Genomic DNA, 24,433 nt, shown 5'->3' with positions numbered 1-24,433 from the left:
GTGAAAGCATATCCACCCGTGCACCCCGATCTTTCCGCTGAACTGTGCGCCCGTTTGCGCGAGGCCTTCCTGAACACCGGCTACACCGCGGACGGCGTTGTCGACGCGCTCGGCCCGCAGGCCCACGCCGCACTCGGCCGCGGCGAGCCCGAGCCCGCCCGCCGCGCGAGCAAGGACGCCGGGTCGCTCGGCACGCTGATCCGCATGTTCCTGCTCGGCGACCACGAGCCCGAGCAGGACGTCCGCAAGGCGCTGGACGGTGTCGACATCGACGACGCCGTCAAGAACGAGGTCCTGGCCCCCGTTCCCGGCGCGGCCAGCCTGAAGGCCGGACTGGACGTCCGGCCGTACGAGGACAACTGGTGGGTCATCGCCGACCTCGACTCCGACCTGCGCGGCGGCGCCGTCCCCGAGGACCACGTACTCGGTGTCGGTCACGCGTCCATCAGCCTCGCCCGCGCGACCAAGCGCACGCCCGTCGGCACGTTGCTGGACCTCGGCACCGGCTGCGGCGTCCAGGCGCTGCACGCCGGCACGCACGCTCAGAGGATCACCGCGACCGACCTGTCCGAGCGCGCGCTGAGGCTCGCGCAGGGCACGTTCCGCATGAACGAGCTCAACGTGGAGACGCTGCAGGGCGAGTGGTTCGGTCCGGTCCGCAACCGGCGGTTCGACCAGGTCGTGTGCAACCCGCCGTTCGTCGTCGGCCCGCCGCGGGTGGACTTCGTCTACCGCGACTCCGGCCTCGGTGGCGACGACGCGTCGGCGCTGGTCATCCGGCAGCTGCCCGCCTTCCTCAACGAGGGCGGCGTCGGCCAGCTGCTCGCGTCCTGGGTGCACCGCAAGGGTGAGGACTGGGAGGAGCGCGTCTCCGGCTGGCTCCCGCGCGGCGGCATCGACGCGTGGTTCGTGCAGCGCGACATCGCCGAGCCCGCCCTGTACGTCGGCACGTGGCTCAAGGACGCGGGCGTCGACCCGCGCAGCCCCGAGGGCCGGCAGAAGGCCGCGGCGTGGCTGGACTGGTTCGAGGAGAACGACGTCCAGGGCGTCGGCTTCGGGTACGTGACGCTGCGGCGCACCGACGAGATGCACTCCCAGGTCATCTGCGAAGACCTGCGCCACGCCTACGACGACCCGCTGGGCCCCGAGGCGGCGCGCTGGCTCGACAACATCGCGTGGCTGCGCGCCAACCCCGATCTGCTGGGCCAGCGGTTCCGGGTCGCCGACACCGTGCTGCTCGAGGAGGTGTCCGAGCCTGGCGACGAGGGCTGGCGCAAGGTCGTCGCCCGGCTGCACCGCACCGACGGGCCCGGCTGGCAGCACGAGGTCGACGAGGCGACCGCCAAGCTCGTCGCCGGTTGCAACGGCGCGTTGCCGCTGGAGGACCTGCTCGCACTGCTCGAGTTCGCGTACGGAGAAATCGATGCGGAAGCGGCCTTGCCGATCGTTCGTGATCTCATCCGGCACGGAATGTTGATTCCCGCGTGAAAGCAGTTGTGGCGCGCGTCACAGAAGCGAGTGTCGAAGTCGAAGGGGCGATCGTCGGCGCGATCGACGAGCCCGGATTGCTGGTGCTGCTCGGCGTCCACCACGACGACACGGCCGACCACGCCCGCAAAATGGCGCAGAAGCTGCACGGTCTGCGCATCCTCGACGACGAGCAGTCGTGCGAGTCGACCGGCGCTCCGCTGCTGGTCGTCAGCCAGTTCACCCTCTACGGAGATACGCGCAAGGGCCGCCGTCCGTCCTGGACGGCGGCCGCCCGGCCCGAGCACGCGGAACCGTTGGTGAACGCCGTCGTGCAGGAACTACGCCAAAAGGGCGCGCGTGTCGAAACGGGACGATTCAGAGCCGAGATGAAGGTACGGAGCGTGAACGACGGACCGTTCACGGTGATCGTCGACCTCTGACTAAACGGTTCTCAGGTAATCCTCAGATTAGTCGCGCAACCGCTGTGACAGTGGTGACGTCTTCAGGTCATGGAAGTCGGGAACGAATTCGGAATCGGGTTCGTTACCCAGGTATCAGCCAGCTAGCGATGGGATCCCGAGCGGGCCCGCCGCAACCGGCAACCAGGGCGCAGCGCCGCGCCGCCTTGACCGCCACGCGCGACTGTCCTGACCGACAGCAGCGTCGCCCGCACCAGGGGGAGGGAGATCCATGACCGTCACGAGGATCTCCGACCGTGAAGTCGGAGAGAACACGCCCGCCGTCGTCGAGCACGAACTCGACGCGCAAGGACCAGCAGCCGACCTCGTTCGAGTCTACCTGAACGGAATCGGCAAGACCGCGCTCCTCACCGCCGAAGAGGAGGTGGAGCTCGCCAAGCGCATCGAGGCCGGTGTGTTCGCGCAGCACGTCCTGGAGACGGCCAAGCGCCTCACCCCCACCCGCCGCGACGAGATGGGGGCGCTCGTCCGCGACGGCCGCCGCGCCAAGGACCACCTGCTCAAGGCCAACCTGCGTCTCGTCGTGTCGCTGGCCAAGCGCTACACGGGCCGCGGCATGCCGCTGCTGGACCTGATCCAGGAAGGCAACCTGGGCCTGATCCGCGCGGTCGAGAAGTTCGACTACACCAAGGGCTTCAAGTTCTCGACGTACGCGACGTGGTGGATCCGCCAGGCGATCACCCGCGGCATGGCCGACCAGGGCCGCACCATCCGCCTCCCCGTCCACCTCGTCGAGCAGGTGAACAAGCTCGCGCGGATCAAGCGCGACCTGCACCAGACGCTCGGCCGCGAGGCGACGAACGAGGAGCTCGCGAAGGAAGCCGGCCTCAATCCCGACAAGGTCGCCGACCTGCTCGACCACGCTCGCGACCCGGTATCGCTCGACATGCCGGTCGGCACGGAGGAGGACGCTCCCCTCGGTGACTTCATCGAGGACTCGGACGCGACCGACGCCGAGAGCGCCGTGATCTCCGGGCTGCTGCAGGACGACCTGCGCCGCGTTCTCGCGACGCTGGAGCCGCGCGAGCAGGCCGTGATCCGGCTGCGCTACGGCCTGGAGGACGGCCAGCCGCGCACCCTCGACCAGATCGGCAAGCGCTTCGGGTTGTCGCGCGAGCGGGTCCGCCAGATCGAGCGCGAGGTCATGTCGAAGCTCCGCCAGGGCGAACGCGCCGCGAAGCTGCGGGCGTACGCCTCCTAGTACCGGAGGCGTCACGGTCGGGTCTCACCTGCCCGGCAGTATTGACTTGTGACTCAACTCACGGCACGGTCGGGCGTTACCAGAGCCACGCGACGCCCGTCGTGAGTCGGGTTAGCACGCGAAGGAAGGTCGGGACGGCCGGGGGCCGCCCCGGCCTTCCGCGTTCGCGGCCCCTGCGAAGAACGTCGTTGCGAAGAACACGGTGGACGGGGACCGGCAGGTCCCTTTGATGGCGGTACGGTTTTCTGATCCGAACTGCACACCGTTGGAGTTGTGTACCCCGTGCCCACCACATTCGAGTACACCGACGTCCTCCCGCTCGCGAAGGACACCGAGACCGAGTACCGCCTCGTCACCTCCGACGGGGTCAAGCTCATCGAGGCCGGTGACCGCAAGTTCCTGGAGATCGCCCCCGAGACGCTGACGCTGCTCGCGAAGGAGGCGATCCGGGACATCCAGCACCTGCTGCGCCCGTCGCACCTCGCTCAGCTGCGCAAGATCGTCGACGACCCCGAGGCCTCCGGCAACGACCGCTTCGTCGCCATGGACCTGCTGCGCAACGCCGCCATCTCGTCCGGTGGTGTGCTGCCGATGTGCCAGGACACCGGCACGGCGATCATCATGGGTAAGCGTTCGGAGACCGTCCTGACCGGCGGCGACGACGAGAAGGCCCTGGCCCGCGGCGTCTACGAGGCCTACCAGGAGCTCAACCTGCGCTACTCGCAGATGGCTCCGGTGACGTTCTGGGACGAGAAGAACACCGGCACGAACCTGCCCGCGCAGATCGAGGTGTTCCACAAGCCCGGCCAGGAGCCCGTGTACGAGTTCCTGTTCATGGCCAAGGGCGGCGGCAGCGCGAACAAGACGTTCCTCTACCAGGAGACGAAGGCGGTGCTGAACCCGAAGCGCCTCGCGTCGTTCCTGGACGAGAAGCTGCGTTCGCTCGGCACCGCGGCGTGCCCGCCGTACCACCTCGCGGTCGTCGTCGGTGGCCTGTCCGCCGAGCAGAACCTCAAGGTCGCGAAGCTCGCCTCCGCCCGCTACCTCGACACCCTGCCGACCGAGGGTTCACCGGCGGGCCACGCGTTCCGCGACACGGACCTCGAGCAGCAGGTCCTCGAACTCACCCGCAACTTCGGCATCGGCGCCCAGTTCGGCGGCAAGTACTTCTGCCACGACGTGCGCGTCATCCGCCTCCCCCGCCACGGCGCGTCCCTCCCGGTCGGCATCGCGGTCTCGTGCTCGGCCGACCGCCAGACCAAGGCCCGCATCACGGCCGAGGGCGTGTTCCTGGAGCAGATGGAGCGCGACCCTGCCCGGTTCCTGCCCGAGATCGAGGGCGAGGACCTGTCCGACGAGGTCGTCCAGATCGACCTCACCCGCCCGATGCCGGAGATCCGCGACATCCTCACCAAGCTCCCGGTGAAGACCCGCGTGTCCCTGACCGGCCCGCTGGTCGTGGCGCGCGACATCGCGCACGCCAAGATCAAGGAACGTCTCGACGCCGGCGAGGAGATGCCGCAGTACCTCAAGGACCACCCGGTCTACTACGCCGGCCCGGCCAAGACGCCCGAGGGCTACGCCTCCGGTTCGTTCGGCCCGACCACGGCCGGCCGCATGGACTCCTACGTGGAGCAGTTCCAGGCCGCGGGCGGCTCGCTGGTGATGCTCGCCAAGGGCAACCGCTCCAAGCAGGTGACCGACGCGTGCTCGTCGCACGGCGGCTTCTATCTGGGCTCGATCGGCGGCCCGGCGGCGCGGCTGGCGCAGGACTGCATCCGCAAGGTCGAGGTGCTCGAGTACCCCGAACTGGGCATGGAAGCCGTCTGGAAGATCGAGGTCGAGGACTTCCCCGCCTTCGTCGTGGTCGATGACAAGGGCAACGACTTCTTCGCGGAGACGTCCACGCCGACCCTGCAGATCAGTTTCCGCCGTTAGACCCCTTCACCGAGCCGTCCGGGTCCCGCCGAGTCATCGGCGGGGCGTGGGCGGCTTCGTGGCATCCGGGTGAACCGCACGACGGGCCGCTAGCGGGCCGGCAGCCAGTCGAGGGCGGCCGGGGCGCGGGCGAGGACCGAGATGTGGCCGTCGTCCGGCGTCAGGCGGAGTTCGGCGCCGGGGATCCGTGCCGCGAGCCAGCGGCTGTGTGAGGCCGGGACCATGCCGTCGCGTTCGCCGTGCAGCAGCAGGGCCGGTACGCGGATCGACGCCGGGTCGAAGCCCCAGGGCGTGACGTAGGCGAGGTCGTCGTCGATCAACGGGCCAGGCCCGCCTGCCAGCGCGGGACCGACCACCTTGCCGAACCACGACCACGGGCCGTCGAGCGCCTCGAGGTCGGCGGGAGTGAACTCCGGGTCGTAGGGAGCGCCGGACGCCTCGTAGGCCTCCTTGGCCGCTCGACCGGCCGCTGCGGCACGCAGTGAGGCCTCGCCGGAGGCGATCATGCCGGCGAACCAGTCGAGGCCGGTCGCGTCGAAGGGGGCCAACGACGCGCCGGCGACGACGGCGGTGACGTGGTCGGGCAACAGGGCGGCGCACGCGAGGGCGTGTGGTGCGCCGCCGGAGTGTCCGACGACCGCGAACTTCGAGATGCCGAGCGAATCGGCGATGTGCGACACATCAGCGGCGGCGGAGGCCACCGACCGGTTCGGGACGGCGGTGGAGCCGCCGTAGCCGGGTCTGTCGTAGGACACCCAGCGGATGCCGGGCCTGAACAGCGGTTCCGGCGGGAGGCCGAGGTTGGGTGTGCCGTGGTGCCAGAACACCGGGAAGCCTGTACCCACGTCGTATACACGCAGTATGCGATCGCCATACGGCAGGTCTACGGGCCGTACGTCGTCGCCAGGCTGGAGATCCACGTGTCAGCCAGTTTCCTCGCGGGCCTCGAGGACGAGGCGGCGGTTGCCGAGAGGCGCGTCCAGGCGGACCGTCAGTGGCACCTGACGGACCTCCTGGCTGCACATGGTGCCGGGAGGCTGCTTGGTGATCGTGACCAGCGTGATCTGGACCAGGTCGGCGGACTGGCCGCTGACCTCGGCGCGGGCTTCCTTGCAGCCACCGCCCACGCCGAAGACCTCGACGTCGCGGCCGTCGCCGAAGACGTAGGCCTCGTCGCGGTAGGTGTCTGACAACGATGTCGTGTCGACCTTGTCCTTCGGCACGGGCGTGACGTTGGGCGGGACGACGGGCTTCTCCTCCGAGATCGAGACCGGAGGCTGGGCGGGAGCGGTGGGGTTCGCGCCGGACGAGCCGGGGGTGCCGCTCGAACCGGGTGCGGTGGTGCCCGTGGGCGTGGCGCCCGACGAACTGGAGCCGGGCGCGCCGGACTGCGTGCCGGAGGAGCAACCGACGAGCACGACGGCGAGAGCAACGGCAGCGACGGCGTTTCTCATGCGCACCATCCTCGCAAACCGGGACAAGAAGTCCCTGTCAAATGTCTCGCGATGTGTCCGGTGGAATCTTCCCGGACGAGTCCCCAGAAGCGGGCCCAGAAGCGGGCCCAGAAGCGGGCCCGGAGATGGGCCCGGAGATGGGCCCGGAGATGGGCCCGGGAGTGGAGATGCCCGGCCGGCGGGGCAGTTGCCGACCGGGCACCGTGGGGGAGGGAGGTCTACTTCTGTTCCTGCCGCGACGTCAGCACGACCGTGCGCTCACCAAGGGGCTCGGACAGCTGCACCGTCAGCGGTGGGAAGCGGATGTCCATAGTGCACATCTGCTTGGTCAACGGCAGCGTCTCGAGCAGCTCGATCTTCACCGTGGAAGCGTTCTGCTCCAGCACGGACGCGCTCGCCTTGCCGCATCCGCCCTCCTGGGCCACGACGCCGACGGTCTTCCCGTCACCCTGTGTCCACACGGTGCGCGGCTGATCCGGTGCGAGCGCGTTGGTGTCGAGCTTCGTCACGGGTTTGCCGTCCGGCGGCACTTCTCCGGGTGCGCTGTTCGGGGGCACCTCGGAGGAGGAGGTGGCGGTCGGCAACTCCTGACCGCCACCTGCCCCTGTGCCCGCGTTCTGCGCGCCGCCACAGGCCGAGATGACCAGCAGCAGAACGCCAGTGCCAACTACGGTTCCTATGTGCCTCATGTGAAGAGGACGGAACCGCGCTCACAGCGGGTTGCAGTGACTTGTCTCAGGAACTTCTCTTCACAGTTAGCGGCTAACGGCGGTTACAGCCTCTCGCAGAGCTTCCAGCCGTGCCGCGGACGCGAGACCACCGTGGTAGAGGTGGAACTCCTCCACGCCGGCATCGAGGTACGCGAGCCACTCCTTCGACAACGCCGCACCGTCGGCCGGCTTCGGCGGCAGCCCCAGCACGTACGCCGCGATCCGCGTGTCCGGCGCGACGGAGCGAAGAGCCTCGATGCCGGGGACGGCGACCTCCGGGCCAGGCCAGCACATCGTCGTCAGGACGTCGACGTCGGCGTCGACACCACCGGCCACGGTCGCGAACGGCCCAGTGCCCCAGGGGTCCGCCGTCACGTGCATGCCGATCCGGATCGAAGGCGCGGCAGCGCGAATCTCCGCCACCAGCCTCTGCCGCAACGACCGCACCACGCCGGTGCGCACCGCTTGAACGTCGTCCGCGAGCGCGCCCAGCGCTTCCTCGACGCTGGACGCGCCGCGATCGACCCCGGCCCGGACCGCTTCGCGCAGGGCATCCGGGTCGGCGTACAGGGCGGTGCAGGAAGAGCAGAAGCACAGCGACAACAGCTTCTGCTGCACCGCGTTCCAGTCCGTGCCGTCGGTCTTCTCGTGGTGCCCGCCGTGGAAGAACCCCAGCGGCCCGCAGGCCTCCAGGATGATCCCGTCCGGCGCGCCGAGCTCCAGCACCTCGGACACCAGCACCGACGTGTACTCCACGACGTCGGGCTGCGCGGTGCACAGCGCGTACGGGTAGCGGTCCCCGAACGCGTTCACCACGGTCACGTCCGGGTGCAGGTCACCGAGGCGCGAGTTGTGCGTCAGCACGGTCCACGCGTACACCGGCAGACCGGCGGCACGAACCAGGGCCGCCGCGACACCGAACGAGTCCGAACCGTCCATCCAGGACGGTTCAGCGGGCACCAGGCGCCCGTAGTTCGACTCGCGCACCGGCAGGTAGAACGCCGCGTGCCTCGCATCGACCATCCGATGCGAGGGATGAAGCGGCGTCGCGGCCCGCACGGTGTGATACGACGCCGCGAGGGCGATCGCGTCGACCCCGAGGTCCTGATACCGCGCAACGGCGTCAGGGTCTCCGATCAGGTCCCACGGATAGGCGTGGACAACCGACTTCACCACCGGGGGCGCTTCCTCTCGTAACTCGGGTCGAACTTCTGCATGTAGCCCGTGTCGTCACGAGCCGTGATGCCGCAACGAACGTAGTTCTCGGCCAGGCGCGCCAACGCGTCACGGTCCAGCGTCACACCGAGACCCGGCGTGACGGGCACCGACACCGCGCCGTCCACAAAGGACAGGACGCCGGGCTCCACGACCTCGTCCTGAGCGTTCCAGGGGTAGTGCGTGTCGCACGCGTAGTTCAGGTTCGGCGTCGCCGCCGCCAGGTGCGTCATCGCCGCCAGCGAGATGCCGAGGTGCGAGTTCGAGTGCATCGACAGGCCGATGCCGAACGTCTGGCAGATCATCCCCAGCTGACGCGACCGCTGCAGTCCGCCCCAGTAGTGGTGGTCGGACAGCAGCACCTGCACGGCGTCCTGTTCCACGGACTGCTTGAGGTGCTCGAACGCGACCACGCACATGTTGGTGGCCAACGGCATCGGCGCCTTCGCGGCCACCTCCGCCATCCCGGAGATCTCCGGCGTCGGGTCCTCCAGGTACTCCAGCACCCCGTCGAGCTCGGCCGCGACCTTCAGCGACGTCGCCGTCGACCAGGCCGCGTTCGGGTCCAGCCGCAACGGGTGGTCCGGGAACGCCTCGCGCAGCGCGCGGATCGCCTCGATCTCCTGCTCCGGAGGGAAGACACCGCCCTTGAGCTTGATCGACCCGAAGCCGTACTGCGCGATCATCTTGGAGGCCTGGGCCACGATGCCGGCGGGGTCGATCGCCTCGCCCCACTCGTCCGGCTCGGCACCGGGGTGCCCGTCCCACTTGTAGAACAGGTACGCCGAATACGGCACGGCGGAACGGACCGCGCCGCCGAGCAGGTCGTGCACCGGACGTCCCAGCGCCTTGCCCTGGATGTCCAGGCACGCGACCTCGAACGGTGAGTAAACGCGGTCGACGGTGCTCTCCGCCGTGATCTTGCCGGTCAGACCGTGCTTGTCCAGCCCGGCCTCGCCGCCGAGCGCCGCGGCGACCCGCGCGTGCATCTCGTTCAACGCGAAGACGTCGAGGCCGATCAAGGAGTCCACAACGGACCGTGAGCGCTCCAGGTGCCCGAGGTCGCCGTAGGTCTCCCCCAGCCCTGAAATGCCTTCGTCGGTGTGCACCTCGACGATCGTGCGCAGCGCCCACGGCTCGTGCACGCCCGCGGAGTTGAGCAGCGGCGGGTCCCGGAACGCGATCGGTGTCAGGACAATCTCGGTGATCTTCATGCCGAACGCCCTCTCAGCTCAGCAGGGCCTTGCCCGCGGCGATGATCTTGTCGAGCGCGGCCAGGTGCTCGTCCAGCGGGTCGATCAACGGCGGCCGCACGCCGCCGACCTCGAGACCGTTCGCGCGCACCGCGGCCTTCACCAGGGCGACCGCGTAGCCGGGGACCTTGTCCCGCAGCTCGACCAGGGGCTTGTAGAACTCGTGGAGGAACCGGTTCACGAGCTCGGTGTCGCCGGACTGCACGGCGTTGTAGAAGCCGATCGAGATCTCCGGAGCGAAGCAGAACACCGCCGACGAGTAGAGCTCGACGCCGATGGCCCGGTACGCGAGCTGCGTCATCTCCGCGGTCGGCAGGCCGTTGAAGAACTGGAACGGCTTGTCAACGTTGGCACGGACGGACAGCACGATCCGCTGCATCTGGTCGAGGTCGCCGAGACCGTCCTTGAGGCCCACGACGTTAGGGATCCGCGCGACCTCGACGGCGGTCTCCGGCGTGAACCGCGCGTTGTTGCGCTGGTAGACGATGATCGGCAGCTCGGTGGCACCGGCGACCTCGGCCACGTACCGCACGAGGCCGGCGGCCGGGTTGGTCACGAGGTAGGGCGGTAGCAGCAGGATGCCGTTGGCGCCGGCTCGTTCCGCCGCCTGCACGAACTGCTTGGTCGCCGCGACCGAACCTCCCGCTCCGGCGAACACCGGTACCTTGCCCGCGGTCGCCTCGACCGCGACCGCCACCGCGCGCTCGAACTCGCCCAGTTCCAACGCGTGGAACTCGCCGGTGCCGCAGGCGGCGAACACCGCGCCCGGCCCGGCGGAGACACCGTGCTTGACGTGCTCGGCGAGCACGTCGTACGCGATGTTCCCCTCGCTGTCGAACGGGGTCACCGGAAAGAACAGCACACCATCGAGTTGCATAACCAGACTCATCCCTTGATCGCTCCGGTGGTGATCCCACGCAGGAAGGACTTCTGCAGCGACAGGTACACGACCAAGCTCGGTACCAGCGCCAGCAACGCACCGGCCAGCACGATGCCCGTTCCGACCATGTCGTCGGACCGAAGCGCGAGGAGTGCGACCGTGAGCGTGTAATCGGAGGGGTCAGCGGCGACGATCAGGGGGAGCAGGTACTGCTCCCAAATCATGTTGAATCCGAACACGGCGATGACGCCGAGCGCGGGCTTGCACAGCGGGAGAATGATCTGCGCGAAGAGGCGCAGCTCCCCGGCACCGTCCACTTTGGCCGCCTCCTCCAGCTCGTTGGGGATCTCCTTCATGAACTCCGTCATGACGAAGATGGAGAAACCCCAAGCCCCCAGTGGGAGGATGACGCCGAGCAGGGTGCCCTTGAGACTCACGTGCACCAGAGGCAGGTCTCCGATCACCAGCGACAGCGGGATCGCGATGACCTCCTCAGGCAACATCATCGTGGCGAGAATGACCAACAGGGCGATGGCCTGACCGCGGAACTTCTTGCGCGCCAACGCGTATGCGGCGAAGACGCTCACCGACAGCTGCAGCAGCAGCGCACCACCGGCGATGATCAACGAGTTCATCAGGTAGTGCCAGATCTTGTTCTCCGCCGCGACCTGGAAGTTGATCAGCGACGGGTTGTCCGGGATCACCGACAGCTTGGTCGGATCCGGGTTGTGGTCGAACGCGCCGGAGAAGATGACCAGCAGCGGTCCGCAGAAAAGGATTACAGCGAGGGCGCTGAAAAGGAACCGGACGCTCCTGCCGACCCACGCGTCCGGGCGGGCGGACCAGCCGATGGCGCTGTCGAAGCGACTTGAGTTGACGCTCATCGCGCCTCCTTCCACCGGCGGTACCACTGCACGCTGACCGTCAAGATCAAGGTAACCAGGAACAAGAGCACAGAACCAGCCGATGCGAGTCCGGCTTCGGACTGTTCGAACGCCGTGGTGTAGACGCGGGTCATCCACACGTCGGTCGACCCGGCGGGCCCACCGCCGGTGAGCACGTACACCTCGGTGAAGACGCGCAGGCCGCGGATCGCCGCCAGCGTCAGCAGGATCGTGATGACGGGCCGCAACGCCGGGAGCGTGACGTTCCAGATCCGTTGCGGCGTCGTCGCGCCGTCGATCGCGGCGGCCTCGTACTGCTGGCGGTCGATGCCGGCGAGCCCGGCGAGGATCAGCACCATGTCGTACGGCGCGTGCTTCCAGATGCCGACGAACATGACCGACACCAGCGAGGTGTCGGTGCTGTGGATGTACTCCCAGGGCCCGAGGCCGACCCACGAGATGAGCTCGTTGAGGAAGCCTTCGGGTGCCGGGTAGAAGAACAGCCGCCAGATCTCACCGATGACCGCGGTGGCCGCCACGACGGGCAGGAACACCGCGGACCGCACGAACCACAGCGACTTGGTGTGGCCTTCCAGCAGCAACGCCAGGAAGAAGCCGATCACCATGGCGCCGACGGTCTGACCGCCGGCCAGCACGAGGGTGTGCCAGCTGGCGGTCAGGAACTTCTCGTCCTGCAGGATCGTCGCGTAGTTCTTGAAGCCGACGAAGATGTCGCCGAGGAACGGCCGGACCTCGAACAGCGAGAGCCGGATGCCCTCGGCCATCGGGATGAACTTGAAGACCAGGAAGATCAGCGCGGCGGGGAACAGGAACAGCCACGGGATGAAAGTGGCTCCCGTGAGGCGGCGCCGGCGGCGCCGCCTCACGGGGTGGGTTTCGACGGCACCGCCGCCACTAGCCGTCGAGCCCACGTCTCGGGTGTCGCCGAGTGACTGAACAGCGGTCACTTCGACGCCTTCTGGTTCTCGAGTTCCTTCTTGAGCGCTTCCGCGAGCGTCTTCAGCTCGGCCGAGGAGTCAGCGGGGCACTTCGCGAAGATGGAGTTCAGGGTCTCCGAGGTCTTCTGCCGGAACGGCGCGAAGTTCGGAACGCTGGGGAACGGCCGCGCCTCGCTGGAGTACACGCCCGCCACGGTCGCCCAGCGCGGGTCCTTGTACGTCGCGTTGACGTCGACGCTCTTGTTGACGGGGAGGCGGACGACCGGCTGCGGGTCGCCCTTCATGCCGGCCTGCTGCGCCTCGGGCGTGATCAGGTACTCGGCGAGCTTCTTCTGGTCGGCGGTCTTGGCGGAGCCGGCCATCTGGTAGATGTTCTCGCCCTCACCGAGCACCGTGGCGCCGGCCGGGCCCTTCGGGGACGCGACGACCTCGTACTTGTCCTTGCCGACCGACTTGTCGAAGCGGCCGATCATGTACGGGCCGGTGAGGTAGATGCCGCTCTTGCCCGACTCGAACAGCGGGTGCGCGTCGTTCGTACCCAGGGTCAGCGAGCCGGGCTGCATGACCTTGTCGTCGCAGAAGAGCTTGCGCAGCCGTTCGACCGCCTTGGTCGACTCCGGCGAGTCGATGCCGACGCGGAACTTGCCGTCGCCCTCGTCCTCGAGGATGTCGCCGCCGCCCTGCCAGATGTAGCTGGCCGCCCACCACGCGAGGTAGCCGCGGTCGGTCGTGCCCGGCACGAGCATGCCGTAGGTGTCGTTCTGCCCGTTGCCGTCGGGGTCGTTGCGGGTGAAGGCCCTCGCGAGGTCGTCGAGCTCCTCCCACGTGGTGGGGATCGGCTTGCCGAGCTTCTCGCGCCAGTCCTTGCGGATCAGCGTGACCATCGCCTGGGTGGAGTAGGGGATGGCGTAGAACTTGCCGTCGGCGCCTTTCCCGTTGTTCCACGCGCGATCGACGATGTCGCCGCCGCCCGCGATGTCGTCCTTGTTGACCTCGGTCGTCCAGCCCTGCTTGACGAAGTTGCCGAGCGAGCCGGTGTCGGTGATGACGACGTCGGGGAGGTCCTTCGACGCGGCGCGCTGCTGCACCTGCTTGTCGAAGTCGTTGAAGATCGGCTTGTAGTCGACCTGCACACCGGTCTTCTCGGTGAACGATTTGAAGATCTTCTCGTAGACCTTCGCGGTCGCCTCGGTGGAGCGGGTCCACACCTCCAGAGGCTTGTTCGGGTCCTTGCTCGACGCGGCCGTGGTGCCACCGCTGCCGCACCCCGCGAGCAGCGCGGCCACGCCGAGCGTGGCAAGTGTTGTGGCAGTTCTACGGCGCATCGTCGGAGCCCTTCGCGTTCAGATATATGAACCTGGGTCGTACTTGTGAACCTGGTGCAGGACTGTAAGAATCGGCACAGCAACGTGTCAAGGGCAAGTTGCTTTCCTGTTACGAGGAGGCCAGGTGGCGTCGCCGATCGACAAGGGCACAGCTCGTCCGGGCGCGGTCAAGTCCGCCGACCGCACGGTGGAGCTGCTCGAAGTGCTGTCCGCGTCAGACCGCAGGCTGACGCTCACCGAGCTGCACCGCGAGCTCAGCTATCCCAAATCCAGCCTCTACATGCTGTTGCAGACGCTCGTGGCGCGCGGCTGGGTGGAGGTCGACTCGGACAGGGGCACGTACGGCATCGGCGTGCGCGCGCTGCTCGTCGGTACGTCCTATCTGGACCACGACCCGGTGGTGCGCGCGGCGATCCGCGTGATGGAGCAGGTCCGCCAGGAGATCAACGAGACCGTGCACCTTGCCCGTTTGGACGGCGCGGACGTCGTCTACCTGGCGAGCCGCGAGTCGGAGCACCACCTGCGCGTCGTCTCGCGCGTCGGCCGGCGGCTGCCCGCGCACTCGACGTCGCTCGGCAAGGCCGTGCTCTCGACGCGCACGCCGGAGGAGGTCGATCTGATCCTCCCCGGCGAGCTGGCGCCGCTGACGCCCAACACCCTGGTCGACCGGGCGGCGTTGCACGAGCAGCTCGCCGGGTTCCGCAACGTCGGGTACGCCCACGAACGCGAGGAGAACACGCCCGGCCTGGGCTGTTTCGCGGTGGCGCTGCCCTACCGCAATCCCGTGCTGGACGCCATGAGTTGCTCGGTCCCGCTGGGCAGGCTGACTCCGGAGCACGAGCGGCAGGTCATCTCCGCCCTGCTCGACGCCGCCCGGACGATCACCGAGCTCCTCCGCCAGTTCGGTCGCTGAGATTTGCCGGAACACCTGAACAAGACGGAGGGGTCCAACCCGTGACCGCACGCATCCTGATCACCGGCGCCGGCGGTGGGGTGGGAACGCTCATGCGCACCCGCCTCGCCGCGGAGGGCCGCGTCCTGAGGCTGCTGGACATCGCGGAACTGCCCGCGGCCACCGAGGGCGAGAACGTCGAGCTCGTCGAGGCGTCGGTGACCGACATGGCCGCGATGGAAGCCGCGATGAAGGACGTCGACGCGGTGATCCACCTCGGTGGCCACAGCCTCGAGGAGTCGTGGGACAAGATCCTGCGCGTCAACATCGACGGCACGCACACGGTGCTGGAGGCCGCGCGGCGTTCCGGCGTCCGCCGGGTCGTCCTGGCCAGCTCGAACCACGCCGTCGGCTACCTCGAGCGCGCCGACGGCGAGGCGGGCGACTACGCGTTCCCGCGCCCGGACACCTACTACGGCGTGTCCAAGGTGGCGCTGGAGGCGTTGGGGTCGTTGTACGCCGACCGCTACGGCATGGACGTGATCGCGATCCGCATCGGCTCGTGCTTCGAGAAGCCGCGTGACGTCCGGATGCTGTCGACGTGGATGTCGCCGGACGATGGCGCGCGCCTGTTCGAGGCGTGCCTCTCCGCCCCGTCACCCGGTTTCCGGATCGTGTGGGGCGTTTCGAACAACAAGCGCGGCTGGTTCTCGCTGGATGAGGCCCGTGCGCTGGGTTACGAGCCGCAGGACGACTCCGAGGAGTACGCGGCCGCCGTGCTGGAGCAGCACGGCGAACTCGACCCCTCGTCGCCCGCGGCGAGGTACGTGGGTGGAGCCTGGTGCGGCCCCGATTTCGACACGGCAGTCAAGGAGGCAGGGCGTTGAGCCACGTCGTGCAGGGATACAACCCGCGCACCGGTGAGCCGTACGGCGAACCGGTTGCGAAGACCCACGACAGCGAGGTCGACCGCATCGCGTCCGCCGCGGCCGTCGCGTTCTCGGCGTGGTCGGTCGTTCCGGCGGCGGATCGTGCCGTGGTGCTGGAGAAGGTCGCGGACGCGCTGGACGCCGAGTCGGCGTTGCTCGTGGAGACGGCGGACAGCGAGACGGCACTGGGCGTGCCGCGGCTGACGACCGAGCTCAAGCGCACGACGAACCAGCTGCGGCTGTTCAGCGAGGTGCTGCGCGAGGGCAGCTACGTCGAGGCCACCTTGGACACGGCGAACCCGGACATCATTCCGCCGCGGCCGGTGCTGCGACGCGTGCTCCGTCCTTTGGGGACGGTCGCGGTGTTCTCCGCGTCGAACTTCCCGTTCGCGTTCTCGGTCGCCGGTGGTGACACGGCTTCCGCGCTGGCGTCCGGTTGTTCCGTTGTGGTGAAGGCACATTCGGCGCACCCGTCGACGTCGCGCGAGACCGCCCGGGTGGTGATCGACGCGCTGCGGGAAGCCGGTGCCCCCGAAGGCGTGTTCGGCATCGTGTACGGCACCGAGTCCGGTGTCGCGCTGGTGAAGCACTCCGCGGTGCGCGCCGTCGGTTTCACCGGCTCGACCGGTGGCGGCCGGGCGTTGTTCGACCTGGCGCAGGGCCGGCCGGACCCGATCCCGTTCTACGGCGAGCTCGGCAGCGTCAACCCGACGGTGATCCTGCCCGGTGCGGCCACCCCGGAGATCGCCGCCGGTTTCGCACAGTCGCTGGTGATGGGTGTCGGCCAGTTCTGCACGAACCCCGGCCTGGTGTTCGCGCCGGAGTCGATCGTGGTGGCGCTGGGCGAGGCGGTCGCGGCCTCGTCGGGTGGCGCGATGCTGAACGAGCGGATGTGCGACTCCTACAAGGCGGGCACGGACGCGCTGGCCGCGTCGGACCTCGTCTCCGTGGTGTCGACGGGTGTCCGCCCGGACGAGGCGTGGGCCGTGGCACCGCTGCTGTTCAGCACGTCGGTGAAGGTGTTCGAGGAGAACCTCGAGAAGCTGACCGAGGAGCACTTCGGCCCGGCCGCGCTGGTCGTGACGTACTCGTCGCCGGAGGAGCTGCACTCGGTGCTGGCGAAGCTGCCGGGCACGCTGACCGGCACGGTGCACGCCGCCGAGTCGGACCACGCGGAGGCAGGTCAGATCGCCGAGATCCTGCGGCGCGTGGCGGGCCGGATCATCTTCAACGCCTGGCCGACCGGCGTCGCGGTGGCGTGGGGCCAGCACCACGGTGGCCCGTGGCCGTCGACGACGAACCCGCTGCACACGTCGGTGGGTGCCACGTCGATCCGCCGCTGGATCGCGCCGGTGACGTACCAGTCGTGGCCGGACGCGTTGCTCCCGGCGGAGCTGCAGGACGCGAACCCGCTCGGCATCCCCCGCCGGGTGGACGGTGTGCTCGGCGTGCACTGAGGGATCTTCGAATGAGCGGGGCCGCTGACACCACGTCGGCGGCCCCGTTCTCGTTGGGAGGACGTGGGATGGTCGGTCGTCGGGCTTACAACTTCATGTACCGCACCTGGGCGCCGTGGGAGAGCGGGGCCCGTTCCGAGCTCGTGCACCTCGTGACGTCGGGACGGATCCCACCCGGCCGCGCGATCGATCTCGGGTGCGGCAGCGGGGCGAACTCGATCTTCATCGCGGAGCACGGTTTCGACGTGACGGGCGTGGACTTCTCCCTCGTCGGCCTGGAGAAGGCCCGGCGCACGACGCCGCCGTCGTTGTCGGTCGAGTGGCTGCCCGGAGACCTGACCGCGACCTCGATCCCCGGCGTCTCCGGAACGTTCGACCTGCTCGTCGACTACAGCGTGCTCGACGACATGCGCGGGCCCGCCCAGGAGGCGATGGCGGCGACCGTCCACCGGCTGTCGCACCCCGGCTCGTTGTTCCTGATGTGGTGCTTCTACGACGAGATCCCGTGGTGGAAGCGCCGTGGCGGCCGGTTCCCCGGCCTCGCAGAGGGTGACGAGCAGCGGCTGTTCGGGGCGTCGTTCGAGATCGAGCGGCTGGCCGAGCCCGCCCGCGGAAGCGGTTTCGCGTGCTTCCTCATGAGGCGTTGCTGATCGTTCAGACCGATACCTAGGCGTTCCCGACCGTCGCGGCGATCAATTTGGCGCACTCGACCGCCTCGGACTTCGCGCTGTCGACCTCGACGTCGTACCTCATCCCGCGATGCACCAACTCGGCCTGAGCCTCGGCCATGCCGGCGATCCGATCACCACGAGCAAGCTCCCGCCCGGCGGCGACGGCGGCATCACACCGCACCCCGACCCACACCACGTCCAGCCCGTCGAGCGCCTTCTCCCACCGCCGCCGGGACTCGACACCACCGAGGAACACGTCGTCCACGATCACCCGCGCCCCCGAGCGCGCCATCGAGGCGACGCCCGCCATCCATGCATCCTCCAGCACCCGGAACTCGGCCCCGACGCTGACCTCGCCGTCACCCGTGAACCCGATCCCCTCCGAGCCGAGCCGCAAACGCGCGGGCATCACGTCGATCAACGTGTCGACCCCGATCGCCAGCCACGCCTCCGGCAACACCGCCTGCAGACACCGCGCGATCCCCGACTTGCCCGAACTGGAACCACCGTTGAGAACGATCACCTGAGCACTCGACGACACGCCCCGACGGTACCCAGACGGCCCCGCCCTCACCCCTCACTTTCCCACCCGTCACCGCCTTAGCAATGGATCTTTTGACGACGAAGTCAAAAGACCCATTGCTAAGGCCCAGCTCACAGCCTTTTCGCCAACTGATATATCGCTTTCAGCGCGCCCCAGATGCAAAAAACGTTTGCGGACGAAGTCAAAAGACTTGTTGCAAAGATCAACAGAACGGGCGGCAGGGACCCTGCGGCAGGCCATGGCCGGAGCGGACGATGGGAGCAGTCAACGGCGGGCGGCGCCGGCTCGCCGTTCCTGCTGCAGCTCCCGCTGATACCCCAGGAAGTCGACCTCCAGCGTGTGCCGCTTCGACTTCACATACCGGCGCCGGAGCCTCTCCTGATAGGAGGTGATCTCAGCCTTCATCTCCGGCACCGGAGGCAGCGCCGCACGCCCGGAGATCAAATCGGCGATCCACTCCGCCTGGGCCTCGGCCAGCGGCATGATCGCCCCCAGCGGCTGGATCAGCCCGAGGAAGTACAGGCCGGGATGCGTCGGATCCACGACCCGGCGATACAGCGACACGTTGTTGTCGGCCGATGACACCGCGGGGAACTCCGCCGCGGAGAGGAACGGGAACTCCACCTTGTACCCAGTGCAGTAGACGATCACGTCGACGTCCTCGCGCGACCCGTCGGCGAACACGACACCGGACCCGTCGAGCCGCGACAGGTTCGGCTTCACGGTGATGTCGCCGTGCCCGAGCCTGGTGAGCAGGTCGTCGGACACCGTCGGATGCGCGGCGAGGATGCCGTGCGACGGCTCGGGCAGGCCGTAGTCGGAGAGCTTGCCGCGCGCCAGCCGGAGCATCACGCGCACGGACAGCGCCTGCAGCCACGCGGGTGCGAAGCGGGCAAGCGGCGAGGTCGTCAGGTGATCGGTCGGCATGCCGAAGAGGTACTTGGGCATGATGTGCGCTCCGCGGCGCATCGCCAGGAACGTCCGCGCCGAGACCCGTGACGACTCGACCGCGATGTCGCAGGCGGAGTTGCCGATGCCGAGAACCAGCACTTTCTTGTCCGCGAATCGTTCGGGCGTCTTGTAGAAGTGCGCGTGCATCTGTTCGCCGTCGAACGAGCCGGGAAACGCGGGCTCGGGCATCCGCGGCGACCAGTGGTGTCCGTTCGCGACGATCACTGATCCGTAGATTCCCGAGGTCTCCTCGCCCGTGTCGCGATCGCGCGTCGTGACGGAGTAGCCACCCGGCGCGACGGAGACGGAGGTGACCTCGGTCCGGAACCGGATGCGGTCGCGGAAGCCGTGGTGCTTCACGAAGTCGTCGAAGTACTCGGCGATCTGGAAGTGAGAGGGATACGCGGGCAGCCTCGCGGGCATCGGGAAGGACTTGAACTCCATCATCTGCCGCGAGGTGTTGATGTGGAGGGACCGGTAGGCCGACGACATGCCGTTGTCGTTGAGGTAGCGCCAGTTGCCGCCGATCTCCGACCCGGTCTCGAAGCAGTCGAACTCGATGCCGCGGGCGCCGAGGACCTGACAAGCGGCGATGCCCGACGAGCCCGCTCCGATGACGCACACACGCTCCATGCGACTGAAGTATTTTCACGTTAGGAGCGGCTGTCAATCATCGTGGCCGAATGCCTGGTCAGACGCCGCGGGTCGGTCGTTGCGCTCACCAGGTTCGAGAACCTCGTGTGGTAGCCCGCTGAGTGGAACGGGGTGTGCCGGACCGGGTCCGCCCAATACTTTGTGCCCCATGCGAAATCTTGTCGTGGCAGTCACGTCGGTACTGGCGTTCGCGGTCTCCACCGGCACGGCGGCGGGCGCGCCGCTGCCGTGCCCGGAGATCTTCGCGACGAACAACACCGCGATCATCACCGACCCCGCCGACCCGCGGTTGCGGGACGGACTGGTGCGGTTCGACCGCGAGGTGCGCGGCATCGTGCACGCCAACGGCGGCGTCACCATCCGTTCAACACTGCTCGACGGCGTGTTCTGGTCGAGCGACCTGCAGCAGACGACGTTCGAACGGTCCCGCAAGTTCGACGTCACCCTCGACGAGGAAAGCCTGCGCCACACCGCGTCCACGATCAGCAAGCAGTTCCGGCAGGAGTCGGTGCTCACGTTCCGCTTCCTGCCCGCGAACTCGCCGAAGGTCGACGCCGTCCAGGTCGAGGTCGACGGCATCACCGCGACGCAGGTCCGCGAAGGCCTGCTCAAGGACGCGGTCGCGCGCGAGAAGCTCGGCGGCGGCAGCGTCACGTTGCAGAACAAGGCGATCCTCATCGCGGACGTCGACGACCTGCCGACTGTGCGCGCGTTCGTCACCGACATCGGCGGCGACATCAGCAAGGCGAAGGTGCGCAAGGGCGCCTGGGAGTTCGTCAGCGCCGAGCAAGCCAACCAGGAAACTCCTTTGTGGAACAAGCAAAACGCGGCCTAACCTCGTAGGCATGGCAGCAACTGTGGTCCGCGGCCAGAACGTGGACATCCGAATGTGGACTCGACCGGACGAGGTCGAGGAGTTCGCCATGCGACAGCTCCAGAACATCTCCGCGCTGCCGTGGGCCGTGAAGCACATCGCGGTCATGCCCGACGTGCATTACGGAAAGGGCGCCACGGTGGGCTCGGTGATCGCGCTGCGCGACGCCGTCTCCCCCGCGGCCGTCGGCGTGGACATCGGCTGCGGCATGGCCGCCGTGCGCACCTCGCTCACGGCCAGCGACCTGCCGGAGACACTGCGCGGGTTGCGGTCCCGCATGGAGGCCGTGGTCCCCGTCGGTTTCGGCCAGCACAAGGCGACCGCGTTCACCGAGAGGGACGCGTCCGACTGGGGCACGTTCTGGAGGAAGTTCGACGACCTCACGCCGGCCGTGAAGGCGCGCGCCGACAAGGCGATGCACCAGATGGGCACGCTCGGCGGTGGCAACCACTTCCTCGAGGTCTGTCTGGACACCGACCAGCGGGTGTGGGTCATGCTGCACTCCGGGTCGCGCGGCATCGGCAACGAGCTCGCGCAGCACCACATCGCGGTGGCGCGCACGCTCGCGCACAACTCCGAGCTGCCGGACCCGGACCTCGCCGTGTTCCTCGCGGGCACGCCCGAGATGGCGGCGTACCGTCACGACCTGTACTGGGCTCAGGACTATGCGCGACGCAACCGCGCGGTCATGCTGCGCCTGGTCTGCGACGTGCTGCGCGCCGAGTTCCCCCAGATCGCGTTCGAGGACCCGATCAGCTGCCACCACAACTACGTGACCGAGGCGGCTTGACCTGCGGTTTCCGGTTTGGGAACCGATGGGAACCGATGGGCACGAAAGCGGCAGTGGCGTGGTGAACGCCGCAGGTCAGCTAGCGTCCTCTTCGGATTTTTTGGGAGCGGATGGGAATCGATGGGAACTACGCGCTATCCCACGTCCTGTCCCACGTCCCTTGATCACTTTCAGCCGCGCGCGCCGGGGCGTGCTTTCCCCTGCAGGCTGAGCAAGGGCGGCGCGCATGCGGTCGCCGGTCCGCCGCGTCCGCTGCACGTACTCCTGCGTGATCTTGATGTCGGAGTGCCCCATGACGTCGGCGAGTTCGAACGCGTTCATCCCGCCTTCGGCGCCTCGTGTGGCGAAACCACGGCGCACGCTGTACGGCGACTTCGTTGCGGTACCTAGCTTTTGCGCCTTGGTCCGGAGTTGGTAGCCCAGAGTGTCCTGGTTCATCGGGCGGTTCCTCACGGTCAGGAACACGAGGGCGCTGCGGCACTTCGCGCCGTCGCTGTGTGGGATGCCGCAACCGGTGGTGAGGTCGCGGCCGGCGGTTCGCCGCTCGTATATCTCCCACGCCTTGTCTGTGGCTGGGATGAACCTCGCGTCCTTGTCCTTCGGGTAGCCGCGGATCACCTTCTTGCGCCTCACGTAGACGTCGGTGACCCAGAACCCCCTTGCTTCCTCGTCGGCTTGGCTTGCATGCATGCCGGTGAGTTCGTTCGGCCGCAGACCTGTCTCAAGGCCGAAGTCGACGGCGTCCTTGTAGTCCGATCGCAATGTCGAGCCGAGCAGCTCGGCGTCTTTCGTTGTCATGTAAGGCTTCGGTCGCTTCGGTCGCTTCGGTAGCTCGATGCCAACGCACGGCGAGGCGTCGAGCACCTCTGCCTTGACCGCCGCCTTGATCGACACGTTGAACACGCTGTAGATCCGGTGGATGTAGCCCGGTGACGGTGGCGCCGAGACGGTCTTGGATCGCCGGAGCTTGCCGTCCTTGAGGTCGTCGACCCAGTCCTGCACGGCGCCCTGCGCGATCTCGTTCAACGGTGTCTCGCCCCACTGCGGGCGCAAGTAGCTTTCGACGATGTAGCCCTCAGTCGTCGGGGTGTCACTGTCGAAGTTTCGCTTGTCCCGCAACAGGTCCCACCATGCGCTCCACGTTGTAGTGGGTGGGAGCGTCCCTCGACGCATCGCGGCTTTGCGACGCGCCTTTACCTCAGCTTCCTGCGCAGCGAACTTGGCGTCTTCTTTCAGGTCGAACGTGCCTGGGACGCGACGCTTCTTTTTGTTTGCATCCGTATATATTCCTCTCCATCTTCCCGACGGAAGCCGCTCAGCGGATGGCATTCGCGCCACCTTTCTCAATCAACCGAGGATAGGTTTCCCTTACTCCTGCTCGCCGTTCTCAAAGCAAGCGCCTCACGTTGGACTGCTCTTTGCTCGGCGAGAGACTCTTCAAGCTGCTCGATCCGTGCCTGAGTGCGCAGGTGCGCCCACGTCCCCCACGTTCCACCGGCAGCCGACAGGGTTAGAACGAAAATGGCGAACTCTCGACGCTCCTCATCAAGCACGACTATGCGCAGCGCGAAATACACGAGTACAGCCGAGGCAGTTAGGCAGAGGAAGAACAGCCAGTGCCTTGGCGTCATCGTGATCATTGATAAGCCTCCCCAGGATCGATTGGGCGCGATCACGCGACCCATAACTGACCAATCGATACGTGAGGCTTACGCGGTTACATGGAATGAGTTTGAAGCGTCAAAGACCCCCCAGATGGAGCACAATTTTCACGTAACAGTCATGACGCGCTACGCGCAGTGCCGTCGCCCGTAGCCCCCTGCTCACGCATGGCGATCGCGCGGGCCATGAACTCGTCCGCCTCCTCCTTGCCAAGGACGTCTGCGACGACGCTGCGCATATCGACCAGCTGCTGCGGGGTCGCGGACAGGATGCGCTCGCGCCCTTCGGCGATCTCGCCGGTCATGAGAGCCCGCCCCTCAGGCACAGGCTGTCGGCCGGCCAGCACCTCGGTCACGGAACCAGGCGACCACCGCAGGCCCCTCTCGATGGCGCGCCGTGTCTTCGTCGGGATGTTGCTGGTCCCTCTGCGCGCGGCTCTCAAGGTCTCGTAGCTGATACCGCCTTGCTCGGCGACCTCCCGCCACTCCAGCCCGAGATCGAGCCGTCGAGCGTCCATCGCATCGTCCAAACGTTGACGTGCGCTCTCGTCGATCGCCATGTCGTCCCCTCCACAGGCATGGTCGTACAACGCAGATTAACGCAGACCCATCACTGATCGCCACAGCGCGCACGCAACCCGTGATCGTTTGGGTCTTCTCTTTGCTGTTCTGCGTTCACCTGTTGCACTCTGCGTTACTCTGTGTCTAGTCTTCGTCGCATGGCACACGGTCAACCCTCCTACCCCCTCAAGGACGGCGAGGTCCGCAAGCAGCGCGAGCTGGGCGGCATGACGCTTCGGGTCCTGGCCGATCGATGCGCCGCAGCTGGTGAACCGATCAGCAACTCGCAGCTCTCGAAGATCGAACGCGGCCTGAACCGGCCACGGCCCGCACTGCTCGTGACGCTCGCCTCTGTATTCGGCGTCGACGTCAAGCAGCTCGTGGAAACGAGCGGCTCGTGACCGCCCCAGAACCACAGTGGCTGACGGTGCAGCAGGTCGCGGCATACGCGCAGCGCCACCCGAAGACCGTTGAACGCGCTCTCCGCCTCTACAAGCGCAGCAATGGGCGCAAGGGACTTCGCGGCGCGCAACCCAACGGCCCCAACAGCTGCTGGCGAATCCGCCCCGCGGACGCCGACCGGTGGTGCGGCGCAGAGCCGCCGAAGAGCACACGCCGGCTGCAGTCCGTCTGACCCCACCGAATAGAGGGCCGCCCGCGCGCCAGGCCCGGCGCGATCGG

General features: G+C 67.8%; 24 protein-coding genes and 1 pseudogene. 12 read left to right on the top strand and 13 right to left on the bottom strand.

Annotated features, from left to right (window positions below):
• Window positions 1-18: 18 nt before the first annotated feature.
• The 4 genes from SK571_RS13780 (at window position 19) to SK571_RS13765 (ending at window position 5,088) form a co-directional block, all read left to right on the top strand.
• Window positions 19-1,488, top strand: a complete 1,470-nt coding sequence (locus SK571_RS13780) for a DUF7782 domain-containing protein (protein WP_319984429.1) — start codon at window positions 19-21, stop codon at window positions 1,486-1,488.
• On the top strand, window positions 1,485-1,910 hold the full coding sequence (gene dtd / locus SK571_RS13775; protein WP_319984428.1) for a D-aminoacyl-tRNA deacylase: 426 nt from the start codon (window positions 1,485-1,487) through the stop codon (window positions 1,908-1,910). Before SK571_RS13780 ends, dtd begins: the two co-directional genes overlap by 4 nt.
• Before the next feature lie 250 nt (window positions 1,911-2,160).
• Entirely contained in the window at window positions 2,161-3,150 is a 990-nt protein-coding gene (locus SK571_RS13770; RefSeq protein ID WP_258950595.1) for a sigma-70 family RNA polymerase sigma factor, read from the top strand.
• Between the two features lie 273 nt (window positions 3,151-3,423).
• Entirely contained in the window at window positions 3,424-5,088 is a 1,665-nt protein-coding gene (locus SK571_RS13765) for a fumarate hydratase (RefSeq protein ID WP_406601974.1), read from the top strand.
• Window positions 5,089-5,177: 89 nt separating this feature from the next.
• On the opposite strand, the gene SK571_RS13760 is transcribed toward SK571_RS13765, so the two are convergent.
• From SK571_RS13760 to SK571_RS13720, 9 genes are all read right to left on the bottom strand, one after another.
• Entirely contained in the window at window positions 5,178-5,933 is a 756-nt protein-coding gene (locus SK571_RS13760) for an alpha/beta fold hydrolase (protein ID WP_319984426.1), read from the bottom strand.
• A gap of 78 nt (window positions 5,934-6,011) precedes the next feature.
• On the bottom strand, window positions 6,012-6,542 hold the full coding sequence (locus SK571_RS13755) for a hypothetical protein (protein WP_319984425.1): 531 nt from the start codon (window positions 6,540-6,542) through the stop codon (window positions 6,012-6,014).
• Between the two features lie 218 nt (window positions 6,543-6,760).
• Complete coding sequence (locus tag SK571_RS13750) at window positions 6,761-7,231, bottom strand: hypothetical protein (protein ID WP_319984424.1); 471 nt, start codon at window positions 7,229-7,231, stop codon at window positions 6,761-6,763.
• Window positions 7,232-7,297: 66 nt separating this feature from the next.
• Window positions 7,298-8,428, bottom strand: coding sequence for a hypothetical protein (locus SK571_RS13745; protein WP_319984423.1), 1,131 nt, complete (start codon window positions 8,426-8,428; stop codon window positions 7,298-7,300).
• Window positions 8,422-9,681 carry a glucarate dehydratase family protein gene (locus SK571_RS13740; protein WP_319984422.1) on the bottom strand — a complete coding sequence of 420 codons (1,260 nt, stop codon included), beginning with the start codon at window positions 9,679-9,681 and terminating at the stop codon, window positions 8,422-8,424. Before SK571_RS13740 ends, SK571_RS13745 begins: the two co-directional genes overlap by 7 nt.
• Window positions 9,682-9,694: 13 nt before the next feature.
• Window positions 9,695-10,597 (bottom strand): 5-dehydro-4-deoxyglucarate dehydratase, encoded by a 903-nt coding sequence (locus tag SK571_RS13735; protein ID WP_319984421.1) that lies wholly within the window; start codon window positions 10,595-10,597, stop codon window positions 9,695-9,697.
• A gap of 8 nt (window positions 10,598-10,605) precedes the next feature.
• Entirely contained in the window at window positions 10,606-11,484 is an 879-nt protein-coding gene (locus SK571_RS13730) for a carbohydrate ABC transporter permease (RefSeq protein WP_319984420.1), read from the bottom strand.
• Window positions 11,481-12,452 (bottom strand): carbohydrate ABC transporter permease, encoded by a 972-nt coding sequence (locus SK571_RS13725; protein WP_319984419.1) that lies wholly within the window; start codon window positions 12,450-12,452, stop codon window positions 11,481-11,483. The genes SK571_RS13730 and SK571_RS13725 overlap by 4 nt, the downstream gene beginning before the upstream one ends.
• Window positions 12,449-13,768: a sugar ABC transporter substrate-binding protein gene (locus SK571_RS13720; protein ID WP_319984418.1), complete on the bottom strand. Its 1,320-nt coding sequence runs from the start codon at window positions 13,766-13,768 to the stop codon at window positions 12,449-12,451. Before SK571_RS13720 ends, SK571_RS13725 begins: the two co-directional genes overlap by 4 nt.
• A 124-nt stretch (window positions 13,769-13,892) precedes the next feature.
• On the opposite strand from SK571_RS13720, the gene SK571_RS13715 reads away from it, so the two are divergent.
• The 4 genes from SK571_RS13715 to SK571_RS13700 all read left to right on the top strand — a co-directional run bounded on the left by SK571_RS13715 (window position 13,893) and on the right by SK571_RS13700 (window position 17,696).
• Window positions 13,893-14,681, top strand: coding sequence for an IclR family transcriptional regulator (locus SK571_RS13715; RefSeq protein ID WP_245983924.1), 789 nt, complete (start codon window positions 13,893-13,895; stop codon window positions 14,679-14,681).
• Window positions 14,682-14,722: 41 nt separating this feature from the next.
• Entirely contained in the window at window positions 14,723-15,547 is an 825-nt protein-coding gene (locus tag SK571_RS13710; RefSeq protein ID WP_319984417.1) for an NAD-dependent epimerase/dehydratase family protein, read from the top strand.
• Window positions 15,544-17,046: an aldehyde dehydrogenase (NADP(+)) gene (locus SK571_RS13705; protein ID WP_319984416.1), complete on the top strand. Its 1,503-nt coding sequence runs from the start codon at window positions 15,544-15,546 to the stop codon at window positions 17,044-17,046. The genes SK571_RS13710 and SK571_RS13705 overlap by 4 nt, the downstream gene beginning before the upstream one ends.
• Window positions 17,047-17,114: 68 nt before the next feature.
• A complete protein-coding gene (locus tag SK571_RS13700) occupies window positions 17,115-17,696 on the top strand; it encodes a class I SAM-dependent methyltransferase (RefSeq protein ID WP_319984415.1) in 582 nt (193 codons plus the stop codon).
• 16 nt (window positions 17,697-17,712) lie between these two features.
• Here SK571_RS13700 and cpt read toward each other — a convergent pair whose 3' ends face one another.
• Together cpt and SK571_RS13690 are read right to left on the bottom strand one after the other, a co-directional pair.
• Window positions 17,713-18,258 (bottom strand): chloramphenicol phosphotransferase CPT, encoded by a 546-nt coding sequence (cpt, locus tag SK571_RS13695; RefSeq protein WP_319984414.1) that lies wholly within the window; start codon window positions 18,256-18,258, stop codon window positions 17,713-17,715.
• Window positions 18,259-18,525: 267 nt separating this feature from the next.
• On the bottom strand, window positions 18,526-19,845 hold the full coding sequence (locus SK571_RS13690) for an NAD(P)-binding domain-containing protein (RefSeq protein WP_319984413.1): 1,320 nt from the start codon (window positions 19,843-19,845) through the stop codon (window positions 18,526-18,528).
• A gap of 169 nt (window positions 19,846-20,014) precedes the next feature.
• Here SK571_RS13690 and SK571_RS13685 point away from each other — a divergent pair, with 169 nt between their 5' ends.
• Window positions 20,015-20,701 (top strand): hypothetical protein, encoded by a 687-nt coding sequence (locus SK571_RS13685; RefSeq protein ID WP_319984412.1) that lies wholly within the window; start codon window positions 20,015-20,017, stop codon window positions 20,699-20,701.
• Between the two features lie 10 nt (window positions 20,702-20,711).
• Window positions 20,712-21,521 (top strand): annotated as a pseudogene (locus SK571_RS13680) (RtcB family protein); the annotation flags it as partial.
• 84 nt (window positions 21,522-21,605) lie between these two features.
• On the opposite strand, the gene SK571_RS13675 reads toward SK571_RS13680, so the two are convergent.
• Both SK571_RS13675 and SK571_RS13670 read right to left on the bottom strand, forming a co-directional pair.
• A complete protein-coding gene (locus tag SK571_RS13675) occupies window positions 21,606-22,649 on the bottom strand; it encodes a tyrosine-type recombinase/integrase (protein ID WP_319984411.1) in 1,044 nt (347 codons plus the stop codon).
• Between the two features lie 661 nt (window positions 22,650-23,310).
• Entirely contained in the window at window positions 23,311-23,751 is a 441-nt protein-coding gene (locus SK571_RS13670) for a hypothetical protein (RefSeq protein ID WP_319984410.1), read from the bottom strand.
• 159 nt (window positions 23,752-23,910) lie between these two features.
• Here SK571_RS13670 and SK571_RS13665 point away from each other — a divergent pair, with 159 nt between their 5' ends.
• Window positions 23,911-24,153, top strand: a complete 243-nt coding sequence (locus SK571_RS13665) for a helix-turn-helix domain-containing protein (protein ID WP_319984409.1) — start codon at window positions 23,911-23,913, stop codon at window positions 24,151-24,153.
• Window positions 24,150-24,386 (top strand): hypothetical protein, encoded by a 237-nt coding sequence (locus SK571_RS13660; RefSeq protein WP_319984408.1) that lies wholly within the window; start codon window positions 24,150-24,152, stop codon window positions 24,384-24,386. The genes SK571_RS13665 and SK571_RS13660 overlap by 4 nt, the downstream gene beginning before the upstream one ends.
• Window positions 24,387-24,433: the final 47 nt, after the last annotated feature.

Origin of the sequence: Lentzea kristufekii (assembly GCF_033949925.1) — a bacterium.
GTDB lineage: Bacteria > Actinomycetota > Actinomycetes > Mycobacteriales > Pseudonocardiaceae > Lentzea > Lentzea kristufekii.
This window is presented reverse-complemented; position numbering and strand designations above follow the sequence as displayed.